A 13,717-nucleotide genomic window follows, 5' to 3' on the forward strand; every position below is an offset into this window, starting at 1 on the left:
CAATCGATGAAAAGCCAGCTCAGTTCAGCTGGAAGACGGCCTTGGGGCTGGCCCGGGAACCCAGCTTGGCGGTGAAGATGTAGTACGCCCCGCCGCCGCCGGGGGCCGCAGCAACGGCCTTGCAGCCATCGGCGCTGCGGTTACGGCTCCACGGGAAGTTGGCGGTTTCGCTGGCACCGGGCGCAATCACCTTCACCAGGTCCTCGCTGGAGGCCTGGCAGTCCTTCGAAGAAAAGATCCGGTCAGAGCCACTGGTCACCAGGAACTCCATCTGGGAGGTTCCGATGTTGACCTCACAGGGCACAGTGCCGCCATTGGTCACTTTCAGGGTGAGCAGCGGGTTTTCCCCCGGGCCGTAGGCGGGTTTGTCCGTGGCGGCCGAGACAGTCACCAGGTTCTGGTTGCAGGTGGGCGTCGCCGGGGCCGTGGGCGACGGCGTGGCGGACGCCGCGGAGGCGGAGGGCGTGGCGGCAGCAGACGGGGATGCGGCCGGGTTCGAAGCGGTTTCGGTGGACGAAGGCTGGGTGGAGGATGCCTTTTGGGACCCGCCCGTGAAGGCTGCGGCGAGCGCGAACCCGCCCGCCACCAGCGCGATCACCAGCAGGAGCGCACCACCGACAACCATCCGTCGGCGGCGGTACACAGCGGCGCTGGGCTTCCGGACGCTGCTGGAACCCGATGCCGTGCCGCGCGCTGATGAATTGCCTTGCCTGCCCATCCTCCTAGGCTAGGGAAACCCGCCGGATCTGCACTGCCACCACGCCGCCGCAGGCCCATCGCGCTGGTCACAACCGGTTTTCGGCCCGCCGGACCCCTTCCATTACAGTGTTGGCATCGACACTCAAACCTCCCCCGCAAAGCACGCTCCGGCGGACCCCGCAAACCTGGAGCTGCTCCACCACCGGATCAACGGCTGGTTCGCCGGCATTGCCCGCGACCTGCCCTGGCGCGAACCGGACTGCTCCGCGTGGGGCGTCCTGGTCAGCGAGATCATGCTGCAGCAAACCCCCGTGGTCCGGGTGCTTCCGGTCTGGCATGAGTGGCTTAAGCGCTGGCCCACCCCGGCCGGGCTGGCGGGCGAACCGGCAGGGGAAGCCGTCCGCTCGTGGGGCCGGCTGGGCTACCCCCGCCGAGCGCTTCGGCTGCACGCCGCAGCCACGGCGATCGTGCAGGAGCATGGCGGCAGGGTCCCGGACACCCACGCCGAGTTGCTGGCCCTTCCCGGGGTGGGCAGCTACACCGCCGCCGCAGTGGCAGCGTTCGCGTACGGCCGCCGGGAAACGGTGGTGGACACCAACATCCGCAGGGTGCACGCCCGGCTGGTCTCCGGCGTCGCGCTTCCCGCCCCGGCGCTGACCGCGGCGGAGATGCGCCTGGCCGCCGCCCTGCTGCCGGACGACGACGAAACTTCCGTGCGCTGGAACGCTGCGGTCATGGAGCTTGGGGCTTTGGTGTGCACGGCCAGGGCGCCGAAGTGCGCTGCCTGCCCGGTCAAAGATTCCTGCGCGTGGCTGGCGGCGGGTGAGCCCCCGCCGTCGTACGTTCCCAAGGGGCAGGCTTGGCACGGCACCGACCGCCAGGTCCGCGGCGCCGTGCTGGCCGTGCTCAGGCTGGCGGACTCGCCCGTGCCGCCGGACATGTTCGAGCGTGAACCTGCCGACCTTGGCTTCGCCCCGGAAGGAATCGGGGTGCCGCTGGCCGCGCTGCACCGGCTCAACTCCGCCCCTGAACAGCTGGAGCGGGCGCTGGCGGGGCTGCTGGCGGACGGGCTGGCAGAGATGCACGACGGCGGCTACCGGCTTCCTGCCTGACCCACCGGCGGCGCGGGCCCGGGATGGCATACTTCTTGGTGACCGGAACCGGGGGAAGCCATGAAGACCATTCTGTACATCGTCTGGGCACTGTTTGTTGCCGCGGCGATATTTTCGCTGCTCCATGCGTCGCGCCGGACCAAGCGGCAGGAACAACAGATGGCATCCTGGCCCAAGGCGCAGGCAACCGTCACCGGCAGCGCAACCGGGTGGACCAGCGGCGTGGGCGGCTCCAACCGGAACCTCCGCTACTTCCCCACGTACCAGTTCACGGATCCTCAGGGCACCCTCTTCATGGGCAAGTCCGAAATCTCCGGGGTGGAGCAGCCCGTTCCCGGTTCGCTGATCGAGGTGGCCTACAACCCGGCGAACCCCAACGAATCACTTCAGGTGTCCTCGGAGCCGCGCACGGCCATGGGCTGCCTGATCGCATTTTTCGCGGTCTTCGCCGTCGCCTCGTTCTGGTTCATCGGCGTTTTTCCAATGGGCTGAGTGTGCCGCCGGCGCGGTAGCCTGAAGGCATGCACAAGCCCGGAATGCTGGTGGCATTGGGGATGGCTGCGGTGTGCCTTTCCGCCTGCGGGCCCGGCGGCAGCGCCTGCCCGGCGATTGCGCAGGCCACCTCCGTGGCCGTGACAGTCACCGCCGGCTACTCCTCCCAGGTGCAGACGCTGCATCTGCGGGCGTGCCAGGACGGCACCTGCAAAGAGTCCGGCGCCGAACTCCGCCCCGGCAGCTCCTCCGTGGACCAGGGGTGCACGAAAGAGGGCGCCTGCTCGGCCACGGCTTCTCCCGACGGCACCAAGGTGGCCACGCTGATGCTGGAGACCCTGACGGAATCACCCATGACGGTGACCGCTTCCGGCACAGCTCCTGACGGGACAGCGCTGGCCGTCCGCACCTTGGAGTTCCGCCCTCAGGCGCTGTACCCGTTCGGTGAGCAGTGCGGGAAGTTCCTGTCGGCATCGCTTACGCTGGACGGCGACGGGCTGCATCAGCAGCCGGCATCCCAAAAGCCGCGGGGCTAGAAAAGCGCCGGCTGGGTGAAGGTCCCGTCGTCGGAAGCTCCGGCCGCGGCGCCGCTGCCCACCGGTTCAGCGCTCCAGTTGAAGCCCAGTTCGGCGAGCAGTTCCTCCACGGAGATTTGGCCGTCCAGCACTTCGATTTCCGGGGTGTTGTCTGCAAGCGGCCGTTCCATGCCATCGAGCTTATTCCCAGGAACGGCCAGGGAGCTCAGGGCTCGCCGAAGCCGGCCTCCACCAGGCCGCCGACATACTCCACAGCCCGTTCAGCATCCGCGCCCCACGCTTCCACGTGCAGCACGGTGCCCTTGCCCGCGCCCAGGGTCATCAATCCGGTCATGGACGCACCGTCCACGCCGTTGATGGTGACCTCGGCGTCGAGCGAAGCCAGGCCCCCTGCCACTTTCGCAGCAGGCCTGGCATGCATGCCGGCCTGGTTCACCAGCTCAAAGTCGCCCGTGAAGTCCGGCGGGCCGCTGCTGACAGGCTCGTGTTCGGCTCCCGCCCCGCCCCGCTCCGGTTCGCGCGCCGGACCGCGCACGCCTTCGGCCGCTTTGAGGACCGCATGGACGTCCGCACCACCTTGCGCGGCGACGGCCGCGGCCACCAGGCCTTCCACCAGCGGCGCGTCGGCAAGCAGGACACCGGCGGGATTCTCCAAAAACTCGAGCGCCGATTCCGCGGTCATCACGGCTGATCCCAGGTCTGTCAGGACCACGGTGCCAGTTGCCCCGGCGCCATCCCCGCCGGCCTGCCCGGACGTTCCACCGCCAGCCTGTCCCCCGGCCTTTTCCAGGGCGGCGAGGACTTTCTCCAGGCTGGTGCCGATCCTGCCATCGTCGGTGCCCCCGGCTGGCAGGATGACTACATCCGGCGCCATTTGGGCGGCAAGCTCCACGGCGCCGTCGGCAATTTTTTCGCTGTGCGACACCACCACGATGCTGACAGTCACGCAGCCGCCCCAACGGCAGCACGCAGGATCAACGCGCTGGACACTGCTCCCGGGTCACGGTGGCCCGCACTGCGTTCGCCAAGATAGCTCGCGCGGCCTTTCCGTGCCACCATCGGGTCGGTGGCCACCGCCCCAGCCTCCGCTGCCTCAGCGGCTGCCACCAGGACGCCCAGCACATCGTTGCTGCCGCCGTCGGCTGCGGCGCGGGCGGCATCAACTGCCGGCGTCCACGCATCCACCATGGTCTTGTCCCCGGATTCCGCCTTGCCGCGCGCCACGATGCCGTCCCTGGCGGCCTCCAGGGCGCCGGCCCAGGCAGCGGGGTCAATCTCGGCGGAATCACCGAGGGCGGTGGCGGCGCGAAGGAACGCTGTCCCGTAGAGCGGGCCGGCCGCGCCGCCTACCTTGGACATCAGCGTCATGGCTGTCATCTTCAGCGCCGCCCCCGGCGTTTCGGGCGCGGATTCACCGAGCTTGGCAAGGACCGCCTGGAAGCCGCGGTCCATGTTCTCGCCGTGGTCCGAATCCCCGATGGCACGGTCCAGTTCGATGAGTTCAACGCGGTGTTCAGCCATGGCCTGCGCGCACAAGGTCAGCCACTTGACGGCCCAGTTGGCATCCAGCACCACGGCTACACGCCCCAGCGCAGGGCGGGGGTGTGCACGGGGGCGTCCCAGAGTTCGGTGAGCTCGTCGTCGAGCCGGAGGACGGAGATGGAACATCCCTGCATTTCCAGCGCCGTGATGTAGTTGCCCACCAGCGAACGTTCCACCGTGGCGCCGGCATCCGCCAACACCTGCACCGCCCGCCGGTACACGATGTAGAGCTCGCTCAGCGGGGTGCCGCCCATGCCGTTGACGAACAGCAGTACTTTGTCGCCGGAACTGATCTTGAGGTCGGCCAGGACGGGTTCCAGCAGGCGGTTGGTGATGCTGTCCGCATTTTCCATGGGGATCCGGTGCCTGCCGGGTTCGCCGTGGATGCCGATCCCGATCTCGATCTCATCCTCGGCGAGGTCGAAGCTTGGCGTGCCGGCATGCGGCACAGTGCAGGCTGACAGCGCAACGCCCATGGTCCGGACGTTGGCGTTGACCCGTTCGCCGATGGCGGCCACGGCGTCCAGGCCATCACCACGCTCGGCAGCGGCGCCGGCGATCTTCTCCACGAGCACGGTGCCGCCCACTCCCCGGCGGCCGGCGGTGTACAGCGAGTCCTCCACCGCGACGTCGTCGTTGACCAGTACGGTCCGGACGCTTACGCCCTCAGCCTCGGCCAGTTCGCCGGCGGTCTCGAAGTTCAGGACGTCCCCGGTGTAGTTCTTGACGATATGCACGACGCCGGCACCGGAGTTGACTGCGAGGGTGGCGGGAAGGATCTGGTCCGGGGTAGGTGAGGTGAACACCGCCCCGGGCACCGCGGCGTCGAGCATTCCCCGCCCTACATAGCCGGCATGCAGCGGCTCATGCCCGCTGCCGCCGCCTGAAACCAGCCCCACCTTGCCTGCCACTGGCGCGTCCTTGCGCGTGATGTAGATGGGGTCTTCGCTGACGGTGACAAGTCCGGCGTGTGCCAGGCCAAAGCCCTGGACAGCTTCCTGGACAACGGCTTTTGGATCGTTGATGAGTTTCTTCATGGCGGTGCTCCTGGCTGTGCTCCTGAAGGATGTGTTTCCGACCCTACTACCGGGATCGCAGGTGGCGGTAGGTTCCTCCGGCCCGGGTTTTCTGGCCGCGTCCGCCGGCGGCGGGTCCCGGACGCAGCAAAGGGACAGCCCCCAATGACTGTCCCTTCCCTGAGGCCCCCCACATATCGGCCTCCAGTAGTTTATCCATCAATTCGAGTAAAACCAAGAGGGGTATGCCTCGGGCGGCCCCAGGGCTGCCTAAAGGGTGCGGATCATCCGGGTGTTGCCCAAGGTGTTCGGCTTGACCCGCGCCAGGTCCAGGAATTCAGCCACACCTTCGTCGTGCGAACGCAGAAGCTCCGAATACACCTCCGGGTCCACTGCGGACTGGTCCGCCATCACCTCGAACCCGTGGCGTTTGAAGAAGTCCACCTCGAAGGTAAGGCAGAAGACCCGGGACACGCCGAGGGCGCGGGCCTCCTCCAGCAAGCTCTCCACCAGGACGTGGCCCACGCCCTTGCCACGCCATTGCCCGGAGGCCGCAAGGGTGCGGATTTCAGCCAGGTCCTCCCACATGACGTGCAGCGCCCCGCAGCCGATCATTTCTCCGTCGCTCGACTCGGCGATGCGGAACTCCTGCAGGCTCTCGTAGTAGGCCACCGTCTCCTTCGCCATGAGGATGCGCTCCTCCGCCAGGGGCGCCACCAGCTTCTTGATGGCGGGGACGTCGCTGGTGCGTGCTGGGCGGATGCGGAAGGAGTCGGTCACAAGGCAATCCTACGAGGCGAAGGCTTCCGGCTCGGGGACTGCGGCATTTACCGCGTGCTCGCTCGTTCCTCGCTTAGACGCACGCTACGTAAATGCCCCAGCCCCCTTCGCCTCGCAATCTTCCCCGGCGATCGACGCCTTGCGCCTGTTGGTGGGAAATTACAGCCCCAGCTCGGCCGGCAGCTCGGTCTCCTTGCCCAGGACGTTCTTCGCCAGGAACCACTCCACCACCTGGTACCAGACCTTGGCGTGCTGCGGCTGGAGGACCCAGTGGTTCTCGTCCGGGAAGTAGAGGAACCTGTGAGGGGTCTGCCCGTCCTGGTCTGCCGCCAGCCGCGACTTGGACAGCAGCTCGTACCAGAGCCGCAGGCCCTCCCCGATGGGCACCCTGTAGTCCTTGTCGCCATGGATCACCAGCATGGGCGAACTGATCTTCCCGGCGTGCAGGTGCGGTGAATTCTCCAGCGCCATCTCTTCGGTCATTTCCTTCAGCCAGTACTGCGAGGCATCCGTGGTGGGTCCGAACTGGTCCAGCGCCCAAAGGCTGGCGTGGGTGACCACGGCCTTGAACCGGTCCGTGTTGCCCGCCACCCAGTTGGCCATGTACCCGCCGAAGGAGCCGCCCATCGCAGCAGTCCGGGCCTCATCAATGTCCGACCGCTCCACCGCCGCGTCCGTGACGGCCATGAGGTCGGTGAACGGCGCCTTGCCCCAGGCACCCCAGCCGCGCTGGATGAAGGCCTGGCCGTAGCCCGTGGACAATGCCGGGTCCGGGAGCAGCACCGCGTAGCCCTTCGCCGTCAGGAGCCAGGGATTCCACCGCCAGGTCCAGGCGTTCCAGGATCCCAGGGGGCCGCCGTGGATCCAGAGCAGCATCGGCGCGGGCTCCTCTGCTGATGCGCCCTCGGGCAGGGCAAGGTAGGCCGGAACCCGGGAGCCGTCCGGAGCCGTGGCGGCGATCCGTTCCAGCCGGCCCGGGCGGGACGGCCGGTCGGCAGGGGCTGGAAGCCGGGTGGTTTCCCCGGTGGCCACATCGATCCGCACAGCTTCGGGCGGGAATTCGTAGGAGCTGCGCAGCGCGTAGGCATAGCGCCCCTCCGGCGAAACAACGACGTCGGAGTAGGCCGCCGCGTCCTGCGTCACCCGGGCAACACCCACCTCGGCGGCAGCCGCCGGAACGCTGACCCGGAAGACCGGCGCCGCGCCGTCGTCGTCCGCCGTGACCAGGAGGGCGGAACCGTCCGGAAGCCACGCTGCCGGCCTGGGCCAGCGGTCCCAGTCATGGGCCAGTGGCTGGAGGCCGCCGGGCTCCCCTGCTCCCCCGGAGACGTCCAGGAGGTGCATCCTGACCTCTGGAGCCTGCTGCGGGGTGGAGTCGCTTTCACTGATCACCACCAGGGTCTTGCCGTCCGGGCTGACCGGACCCGGGAAATAGCTCATGCCCTCCTGGTCCAGGAGCACTTTGAGGCTGCCCGATGCCACATCCACCGCCACCAGGACGGAGCGGCTGTCCGCCTTGGCGAGGGGTTTGGTGAAGCTGCTGTAGACGGTCTTCCCGTCGGGGCTGACCACTGTCTCGGCCTCCCTCAGCCGCGGGCCGGCGTCGGGCGTGAGGTTGCGCAGGACCAGGGGAGCTGTGGCGTCAACGGTTGTGGGCTTGCCGGGCCCCTTGTCTGCCCCGGCTTCCACGGCGAAGATCCGCGGCTGGCCGGGGCCAAGGTCGGCGTCCCAGTAGCGGACCGGGTATTCGCTGTGCAGGATGGCGGAGACCTTCCTGTCCTTGCGGGATTTGCGCCGTTCGGCGTCGTCCTCCTCATCGGCCGACCCTGCCAGTACCTCGGCTGCCACGAATGCCGCATCAGCGTTCCTGGCGGTCATCACCTTGCTGACGCCGCCGGGCCGGCTGAGGACCACGCGGGCTTCCCCACCGTCTGCTGGAAGGAGCCACAGTGCATTGACCGCCTCTTCATCGGGGCTGTCCGGGTCGGGGCGCGCGGACGTGAAGTAGACGTCGCCGTTCGCGGCGAAAGCCGCGCCTGCTTCGCCCTTGGCGCTGCGGGTGATGCGCCGGGCGTGCTTCTGGCCGGCCGGGTCCAGCTCCCACAGGGCGGTGGCAAACTCGGTGCCCTTTCCGTTCAGGGTGGCGACGGTGGTCACCAGGCGGGAGCCGTCCGGGCTCAGGGCGAGGCCGCTTACCCGCGGGATGGACAGGTAGTGGTCGAGGTCGTGGAAAGGGGTCAGTGGTTGCTCGTCCGGGATCGCCGGATTCTGGTTAGCCATGCCCCGATTCAACACGCTTTGTGGCCTGGAGCACAGCCGCCACTCTCAGTTCCACGGACAGCCCAACGCTATGGACGGCCCTGGCCCGCATAACCGTTGCCGGACACCACCGGTTATGCGGGTACGGGCCGCCTGTGCCGGGCGAGAGGCGGCAAAGCGAAAGCCCCGCCTCTCCTTGCGGGAGTGGCGGGGCTTTGGCTGTGGCGCTTAGACGCTCGGGGCGATTTCCGGGATGCGCGGCTTGGCGTTGCCGGCGAAGGTGAACTTCGCGTCGTCGCCTTCGCCTTCGACATCCACCACGACGATGTCGCCGGTGTGGATCTCGCCGAAGAGGATCTTCTCGGAGAGCTGGTCCTCGATCTCGCGCTGGATGGTGCGGCGCAGCGGCCGGGCACCCATGGCGGGGTCGTAGCCGCGGGTCGCGAGGAGCACCTTGGCGGCCTTGGTGAGCTCGATGCCCATGTCCTTGTCCTTGAGGCGCTTCTCCAGGCGGGTCACGAACAGGTCCACGATCTCGATGATCTCGTCCTGCGTGAGCTGCGGGAACACCACGACGTCGTCAACACGGTTCAGGAACTCGGGGCGGAAGTGCTGCTTCAGTTCCTCCGTGACACGGGCACGCATGCGGTTGTAGCCGGTCTGCGTGTCGGTGCCGGACTGGAACCCGGTGGCAACGCTCTTGGAGATGTCCCGGGTACCCAGGTTGGTGGTCATGATGATCACGGTGTTCTTGAAGTCCACCACGCGGCCCTGGGAGTCGGTCAGGCGGCCGTCTTCCAGGATCTGCAGCAGCGAGTTGAAGAGGTCCGCGTGGGCCTTCTCCACTTCGTCGAACAGCACCACGGAGAACGGACGGCGGCGGACCTTCTCGGTCAGCTGGCCACCCTCTTCGTAGCCCACGTAGCCCGGAGGGGCACCGAAGAGCCGCGAAACGGTGTGCTTCTCGGAGTACTCGGACATGTCCAGCGTGATGAGGGCGTCCTCTTCACCGAACAGGAACTCCGCGAGTGCCTTGGCGAGCTCGGTCTTGCCGACGCCGGTGGGGCCGGCGAAGATGAACGAGCCACCGGGGCGCTTGGGGTCCTTCAGCCCTGCACGGGTGCGGCGGATCGCCTGGGACAGTGCCTTGATGGCCTCGTCCTGGCCCACCACGCGCTTGTGCAGTTCCTCTTCCATCTTGAGCAGGCGCGAGGACTCTTCCTCAGTCAGCTTGAAGACGGGGATGCCGGTGGAGTTGGCCAGCACCTCGGCGATGAGATCCTCATCCACCTCGGAGATGTCATCCATGCCGCCGGACTTCCAGTGGCGCTCCTTCTCCGCCCGCTCGGAGATCATCTTCTGCTCCTTGTCGCGGAGCGAAGCTGCACCTTCGAAGTCCTGGGCGTCGATGGCGGATTCCTTCTCCATCTTCAGCTTGGCGATGCGCTCGTCCATGGCCTTGAGCTCCGGCGGAGCGGTCATGCGGCGGATGCGCAGTCGGGCACCGGCTTCATCGATCAAGTCGATGGCCTTGTCCGGCAGGAAGCGGTCAGAGATGTAGCGCTCGGCCAGGCTGGCGGCGGACGCCAGGGCGCCGTCGGTGATGGTGACGCGGTGGTGTGCCTCGTACCGGTCGCGCAGGCCCTTAAGGATCTCGATGGCGTGGGCCACGGAGGGTTCCTTGACCTGGATCGGCTGGAAGCGGCGCTCCAGCGCGGCGTCCTTCTCGATGTGCTTGCGGTACTCATCCAGGGTGGTGGCACCGATGGTCTGCAGCTCGCCGCGGGCCAGCATGGGCTTCAGGATCGAGGCTGCGTCGATTGCGCCTTCGGCGGCACCGGCACCCACCAGGGTGTGGATCTCGTCGATGAACAGGATGATGTCGCCGCGGGTGCGGATCTCCTTGAGGACCTTCTTCAGGCGCTCTTCGAAGTCACCGCGGTAGCGGGAGCCTGCCACCAGGGAACCGAGGTCCAGGGTGTACAGCTGCTTGTCGCGGATGGTCTCCGGGACGTCGCCGCGCACGATCGCCTGGGCCAGGCCCTCGACGACGGCGGTCTTGCCGACGCCGGGCTCACCGATGAGGACCGGGTTGTTCTTGGTGCGGCGGGAAAGGACCTGCATGACGCGTTCCATTTCCTGCTCACGGCCGATGACCGGGTCCAGCTTGTTCTCGCGCGCAGCCTGGGTCAGGTTGCGGCCGAACTGGTCCAGGACCACGGAACCGGCAGGGGCACCTTCAGGCTGTCCGCCGCCGACGCCTGCGCCGGTGGTTTCCTTGCCCTGGTAGCCGGAGAGGAGCTGGATGACCTGCTGGCGGACCCGGTTGAGGTCGGCGCCGAGCTTGACCAGAACCTGTGCGGCAACGCCTTCACCCTCGCGGATGAGGCCGAGCAGGATGTGCTCCGTGCCGATGTAGTTGTGGCCCAGCTGGAGGGCTTCGCGCAGCGAGAGCTCCAGTACCTTCTTGGCACGGGGGGTGAAGGGGATGTGGCCGGAGGGAGCCTGCTGGCCCTGTCCGATGATCTCCTGCACCTGCTCGCGAACGCCGTCGAGCGAAATGCTCAAAGACTCAAGAGCTTTGGCGGCAACGCCCTCACCCTCATGGATCAGACCCAAGAGGATGTGTTCGGTACCGATGTAATTGTGGTTCAGCATGCGTGCCTCTTCTTGGGCAAGCACAACTACGCGACGGGCACGGTCCGTAAATCGCTCAAACATTTCGCCACACTCCTAGCTACGACGTACTTTGATGCTACGTGGCCGCCCCTGAGTTGTGGAGCGTGTTCGCCACAGGGGAAACCGCGCCCCTTGCGGGAATAACGGCGGCGGCCAGTCGCGGCCCCGTGGACCGGGCCAGCAAAGACGGGGCAGCCCTGGTCAAAGGCGCCGGCCGGAGCGCTCACGGCCAAGCGAATAAAGGCCGGCAGCACCCGTTCATGCGCAACGGCACAATTGGGCCAAAGGACCCTGTGCGAAGGCCTTCCGTAGCAGTAATTACTCAAAATGAAAAACCCCGCCCCGCCTGGCGGCGGTAGCGGGGTTTCGGCGGAGCTAAAGGTAGTCCTAGGAATTTGCCTTTTGGTAGGCTTCCTGGATTTCGGCCTGAATTCGGCCGCGGCTGTTAACGGTGTAGCCGTTATCCCGCGCCCATTGCCGGATTTGCGCCGAGTCGTGGCTGCGGCCACCCGTGGCTGCCTTGGCCCGCTGGACGCGGCCTCCGGATGCCTTGCGCGCGGCAGTGGTGAACCTCTCCAATGAAGACCGGAGTTCAGCGGCATTGGCTGCCGACAGGTCAATCTCATAGTTGACCCCGTCGAGGCCAAACTTAACATTCTCGTCTGCGGATCCCCCATCCAGATCATCAACGAGGATGATGTTTACTTTCTGTGCCATTTAGGTCTTCCTCTTGCTGGAAAGTTCGGTTTTCAGAAAAGCAGGATGTTTCCCATAAAAAAGTATGACTCTTATCTTGGCAACGCGTCAAAGCGCCTAATGGTTCCTTGGGGATAAAACCGGAAAGCAGGGGGTTTATCTATTTGGATTCCGAACCCGGTTGCTCCGTGGGCTGCACCGCGAGGGAATCCGCTTCGGCCTGGGCGCGGGCTTCCGCCTGCCGCTCTGCCTTGTCCGCGTTGAAGATTGCTTTCATGGCGAACCAGAAAAGCAGGCCCACCACGAGGGAGGGAAGAATGACTGCTACGTATTCCATGGTCAGTGCCCTTCGGGCTTCAGCAGGGGGAACAGGATGGTTTCGCGGATGCCGGCTCCGGTGAAGAGCATCACCAGCCGGTCGATGCCCAGGCCGATGCCGCCCATGGGAGGAGCGCCGTATTCGAGGGCGCGCAGGAAGTCCTCGTCAAGCTGCATGGCCTCGACGTCGCCGGCAGCGGCGTGCAGGGACTGCTCGGTGAGCCGCTCGCGCTGGATGACGGGGTCGATCAGCTCGGAGAAGGCGGTACCTCGCTCCATGCCGCCGATGATCAGATCCCAGGCCTCAATCAACCGGCCGTCCTCGCGGTGCGGCCGGGCCAGTGGCTGCGCGGACGGCGGGTAGTCGTACACGAAGGTGGGATTCAGCAGGGTGGGCTCCACGATCTCACCGAAGAGCTCCACCACCAGCTTCTCCGCGTCCCACTTGGGGTCCACCTTGACGTCGTGCTTTTCGGCGATCCCCCGCAGCACCTCAACGGACGTCTCCGGCGTGATCTCCTGCCCAACGGCGTCGGAAAGTCCGGGGTACACCGGCAGCCAGGCCCACTCGCCGTCGAGGTTGATCTCCCCTGCTTCGGTCTGCAGGACACGGCCGGCACCCACGGCGTCCGCGGCGTCAAGGATGATCTCCTTAATCCGTTCGGCCATGACGAATTGGTCGGCCCAGGCCTCGTAGCACTCAAGGGTGGTGAATTCGGGGCTGTGGGTGGAGTCCACGCCTTCGTTGCGGAACACGCGGCCCATGTCGTACACGCGGTCGATGCCGCCCACGACCGCCCGCTTGAGGTACAGCTCGGTGGCGATGCGCAGGGTCATCTTCTGGTCGAACGCGTTCATGTGGGTCTCGAACGGACGCGCCAGGGCGCCGCCGTGGACCAGGTTCAGGATGGGCGTTTCCACTTCCACGTAGCGGTGCCGGAACAGCGTTTCGCGGATGGACCGGGTGATGGCCGCGCGGGTGTAGACCATCTCGCGGGCCTCGTCCCGGACCATCAGGTCAACGTAGCGCTGGCGGACGCGGGTTTCCTCGTTGAGTTCCGCGTGCAGGACGGGCAGCGGGCGCAGTGCCTTGGAGGCCATGGACCAGGACTCGGCCATGATGGACAGTTCGCCGCGGCGGGAGGAGATGACCTCGCCCTTGATGAAGACGTGGTCGCCCAGGTCAACCAGGGCCTTCCAGTCGGCGAGGGCTTCCTCGCCCACGTTGGCCAGGCTCAGCATGGCCTGCAGGCGCGTTCCCTTACCGTCGGTGCCGCCTTCCTGCAGGGTGGCGAAGCAAAGCTTTCCGGTGTTGCGGACAAAGACCACGCGGCCGGTGACGCCTACGATGTCGCCGGTGGTGTCGTCCGCCTCGAGGTGGGCGTACTTTTCCCGGATCTCGGCCAGGGAGTGCGTGCGTTCCACTCCCACGGGGTACGCCTCCGTGCCGCGCTCAAGAAGTTTGGCGCGCTTTTCCATGCGGATCCGCATCTGCTCGCTGGCGTCGACGGGCTCTTGGGCATTCTTGGGCGCGGGGGTGTTTTGGGAAGTCACAATCATCAAGTTTACCGGGCATTGGCTGCCCGGA

14 protein-coding genes are annotated in these 13,717 nt (G+C 66.7%); 3 read left to right on the top strand and 11 right to left on the bottom strand.

What is annotated here, in order from left to right:
• Positions 1-19: 19 nt before the first annotated feature.
• A complete protein-coding gene (locus PUN51_RS17500) occupies positions 20-718 on the bottom strand; it encodes a hypothetical protein (RefSeq protein ID WP_224024266.1) in 699 nt (232 codons plus the stop codon).
• A gap of 274 nt (positions 719-992) precedes the next feature.
• Between PUN51_RS17500 and PUN51_RS17505 the strand changes: the two genes are divergently transcribed.
• The 3 genes from PUN51_RS17505 to PUN51_RS17515 are packed head-to-tail and all read left to right on the top strand — an operon-like array spanning position 993 to position 2,839.
• Positions 993-1,811: an A/G-specific adenine glycosylase gene (locus PUN51_RS17505; RefSeq protein WP_236560927.1), complete on the top strand. Its 819-nt coding sequence runs from the start codon at positions 993-995 to the stop codon at positions 1,809-1,811.
• Positions 1,812-1,871: 60 nt separating this feature from the next.
• Entirely contained in the window at positions 1,872-2,303 is a 432-nt protein-coding gene (locus PUN51_RS17510; protein WP_159634291.1) for a DUF3592 domain-containing protein, read from the top strand.
• Positions 2,304-2,332: 29 nt separating this feature from the next.
• Positions 2,333-2,839, top strand: coding sequence for a hypothetical protein (locus PUN51_RS17515; protein WP_275181937.1), 507 nt, complete (start codon positions 2,333-2,335; stop codon positions 2,837-2,839).
• Here the strand turns inward: PUN51_RS17515 and PUN51_RS17520 are convergent.
• From PUN51_RS17520 to lysS, 10 genes are all read right to left on the bottom strand, one after another.
• Complete coding sequence (locus PUN51_RS17520; protein ID WP_201302476.1) at positions 2,836-3,009, bottom strand: hypothetical protein; 174 nt, start codon at positions 3,007-3,009, stop codon at positions 2,836-2,838. The genes PUN51_RS17515 and PUN51_RS17520 overlap by 4 nt on opposite strands.
• Positions 3,010-3,044: 35 nt before the next feature.
• Positions 3,045-3,785 carry an HPr family phosphocarrier protein gene (locus PUN51_RS17525; RefSeq protein WP_275181938.1) on the bottom strand — a complete coding sequence of 247 codons (741 nt, stop codon included), beginning with the start codon at positions 3,783-3,785 and terminating at the stop codon, positions 3,045-3,047.
• Positions 3,782-4,414 (bottom strand): dihydroxyacetone kinase subunit DhaL, encoded by a 633-nt coding sequence (gene dhaL, locus PUN51_RS17530; protein WP_159634298.1) that lies wholly within the window; start codon positions 4,412-4,414, stop codon positions 3,782-3,784. Before dhaL ends, PUN51_RS17525 begins: the two co-directional genes overlap by 4 nt.
• A 2-nt stretch (positions 4,415-4,416) precedes the next feature.
• Positions 4,417-5,418: a dihydroxyacetone kinase subunit DhaK gene (dhaK, locus tag PUN51_RS17535; protein WP_159634300.1), complete on the bottom strand. Its 1,002-nt coding sequence runs from the start codon at positions 5,416-5,418 to the stop codon at positions 4,417-4,419.
• Between the two features lie 249 nt (positions 5,419-5,667).
• Positions 5,668-6,177 carry an amino-acid N-acetyltransferase gene (locus PUN51_RS17540; RefSeq protein ID WP_159634302.1) on the bottom strand — a complete coding sequence of 170 codons (510 nt, stop codon included), beginning with the start codon at positions 6,175-6,177 and terminating at the stop codon, positions 5,668-5,670.
• 159 nt (positions 6,178-6,336) lie between these two features.
• Complete coding sequence (locus tag PUN51_RS17545) at positions 6,337-8,457, bottom strand: S9 family peptidase (protein ID WP_224024255.1); 2,121 nt, start codon at positions 8,455-8,457, stop codon at positions 6,337-6,339.
• 207 nt (positions 8,458-8,664) lie between these two features.
• Entirely contained in the window at positions 8,665-11,157 is a 2,493-nt protein-coding gene (locus PUN51_RS17550; RefSeq protein ID WP_159634306.1) for an ATP-dependent Clp protease ATP-binding subunit, read from the bottom strand.
• A 345-nt stretch (positions 11,158-11,502) separates the two neighbouring features.
• Complete coding sequence (locus tag PUN51_RS17555) at positions 11,503-11,832, bottom strand: histone-like nucleoid-structuring protein Lsr2 (RefSeq protein WP_159634309.1); 330 nt, start codon at positions 11,830-11,832, stop codon at positions 11,503-11,505.
• Positions 11,833-11,971: 139 nt separating this feature from the next.
• Entirely contained in the window at positions 11,972-12,148 is a 177-nt protein-coding gene (locus tag PUN51_RS17560; RefSeq protein WP_201302477.1) for a hypothetical protein, read from the bottom strand.
• A 2-nt stretch (positions 12,149-12,150) separates the two neighbouring features.
• Positions 12,151-13,689 (bottom strand): lysine--tRNA ligase, encoded by a 1,539-nt coding sequence (lysS, locus tag PUN51_RS17565; protein ID WP_275181939.1) that lies wholly within the window; start codon positions 13,687-13,689, stop codon positions 12,151-12,153.
• Between the last annotated feature and the right edge of the window lie 28 nt (positions 13,690-13,717).

Source organism: Arthrobacter sp. NQ4 (assembly GCF_029077345.1).
GTDB lineage: Bacteria > Actinomycetota > Actinomycetes > Actinomycetales > Micrococcaceae > Arthrobacter.

What these genes read in the sequence shown, in the direction of transcription:
- PUN51_RS17550 (WP_159634306.1), bottom strand. Translation starts at nt 11,157, where the DNA reads ATGTTTGAGCGATTTACGGACCGTGCCCGTCGCGTAGTTGTGCTTGCC.
- PUN51_RS17500 (WP_224024266.1), bottom strand. Translation starts at nt 718, where the DNA reads ATGGGCAGGCAAGGCAATTCATCAGCGCGCGGCACGGCATCGGGTTCC.
- PUN51_RS17545 (WP_224024255.1), bottom strand. Translation starts at nt 8,457, where the DNA reads ATGGCTAACCAGAATCCGGCGATCCCGGACGAGCAACCACTGACCCCT.
- dhaK (WP_159634300.1), bottom strand. Translation starts at nt 5,418, where the DNA reads ATGAAGAAACTCATCAACGATCCAAAAGCCGTTGTCCAGGAAGCTGTC.
- PUN51_RS17520 (WP_201302476.1), bottom strand. Translation starts at nt 3,009, where the DNA reads ATGGAACGGCCGCTTGCAGACAACACCCCGGAAATCGAAGTGCTGGAC.
- PUN51_RS17515 (WP_275181937.1), top strand. Translation starts at nt 2,333, where the DNA reads ATGCACAAGCCCGGAATGCTGGTGGCATTGGGGATGGCTGCGGTGTGC.
- PUN51_RS17560 (WP_201302477.1), bottom strand. Translation starts at nt 12,148, where the DNA reads ATGGAATACGTAGCAGTCATTCTTCCCTCCCTCGTGGTGGGCCTGCTT.
- lysS (WP_275181939.1), bottom strand. Translation starts at nt 13,689, where the DNA reads ATGATTGTGACTTCCCAAAACACCCCCGCGCCCAAGAATGCCCAAGAG.
- PUN51_RS17510 (WP_159634291.1), top strand. Translation starts at nt 1,872, where the DNA reads ATGAAGACCATTCTGTACATCGTCTGGGCACTGTTTGTTGCCGCGGCG.
- PUN51_RS17555 (WP_159634309.1), bottom strand. Translation starts at nt 11,832, where the DNA reads ATGGCACAGAAAGTAAACATCATCCTCGTTGATGATCTGGATGGGGGA.
- PUN51_RS17505 (WP_236560927.1), top strand. Translation starts at nt 993, where the DNA reads ATGCTGCAGCAAACCCCCGTGGTCCGGGTGCTTCCGGTCTGGCATGAG.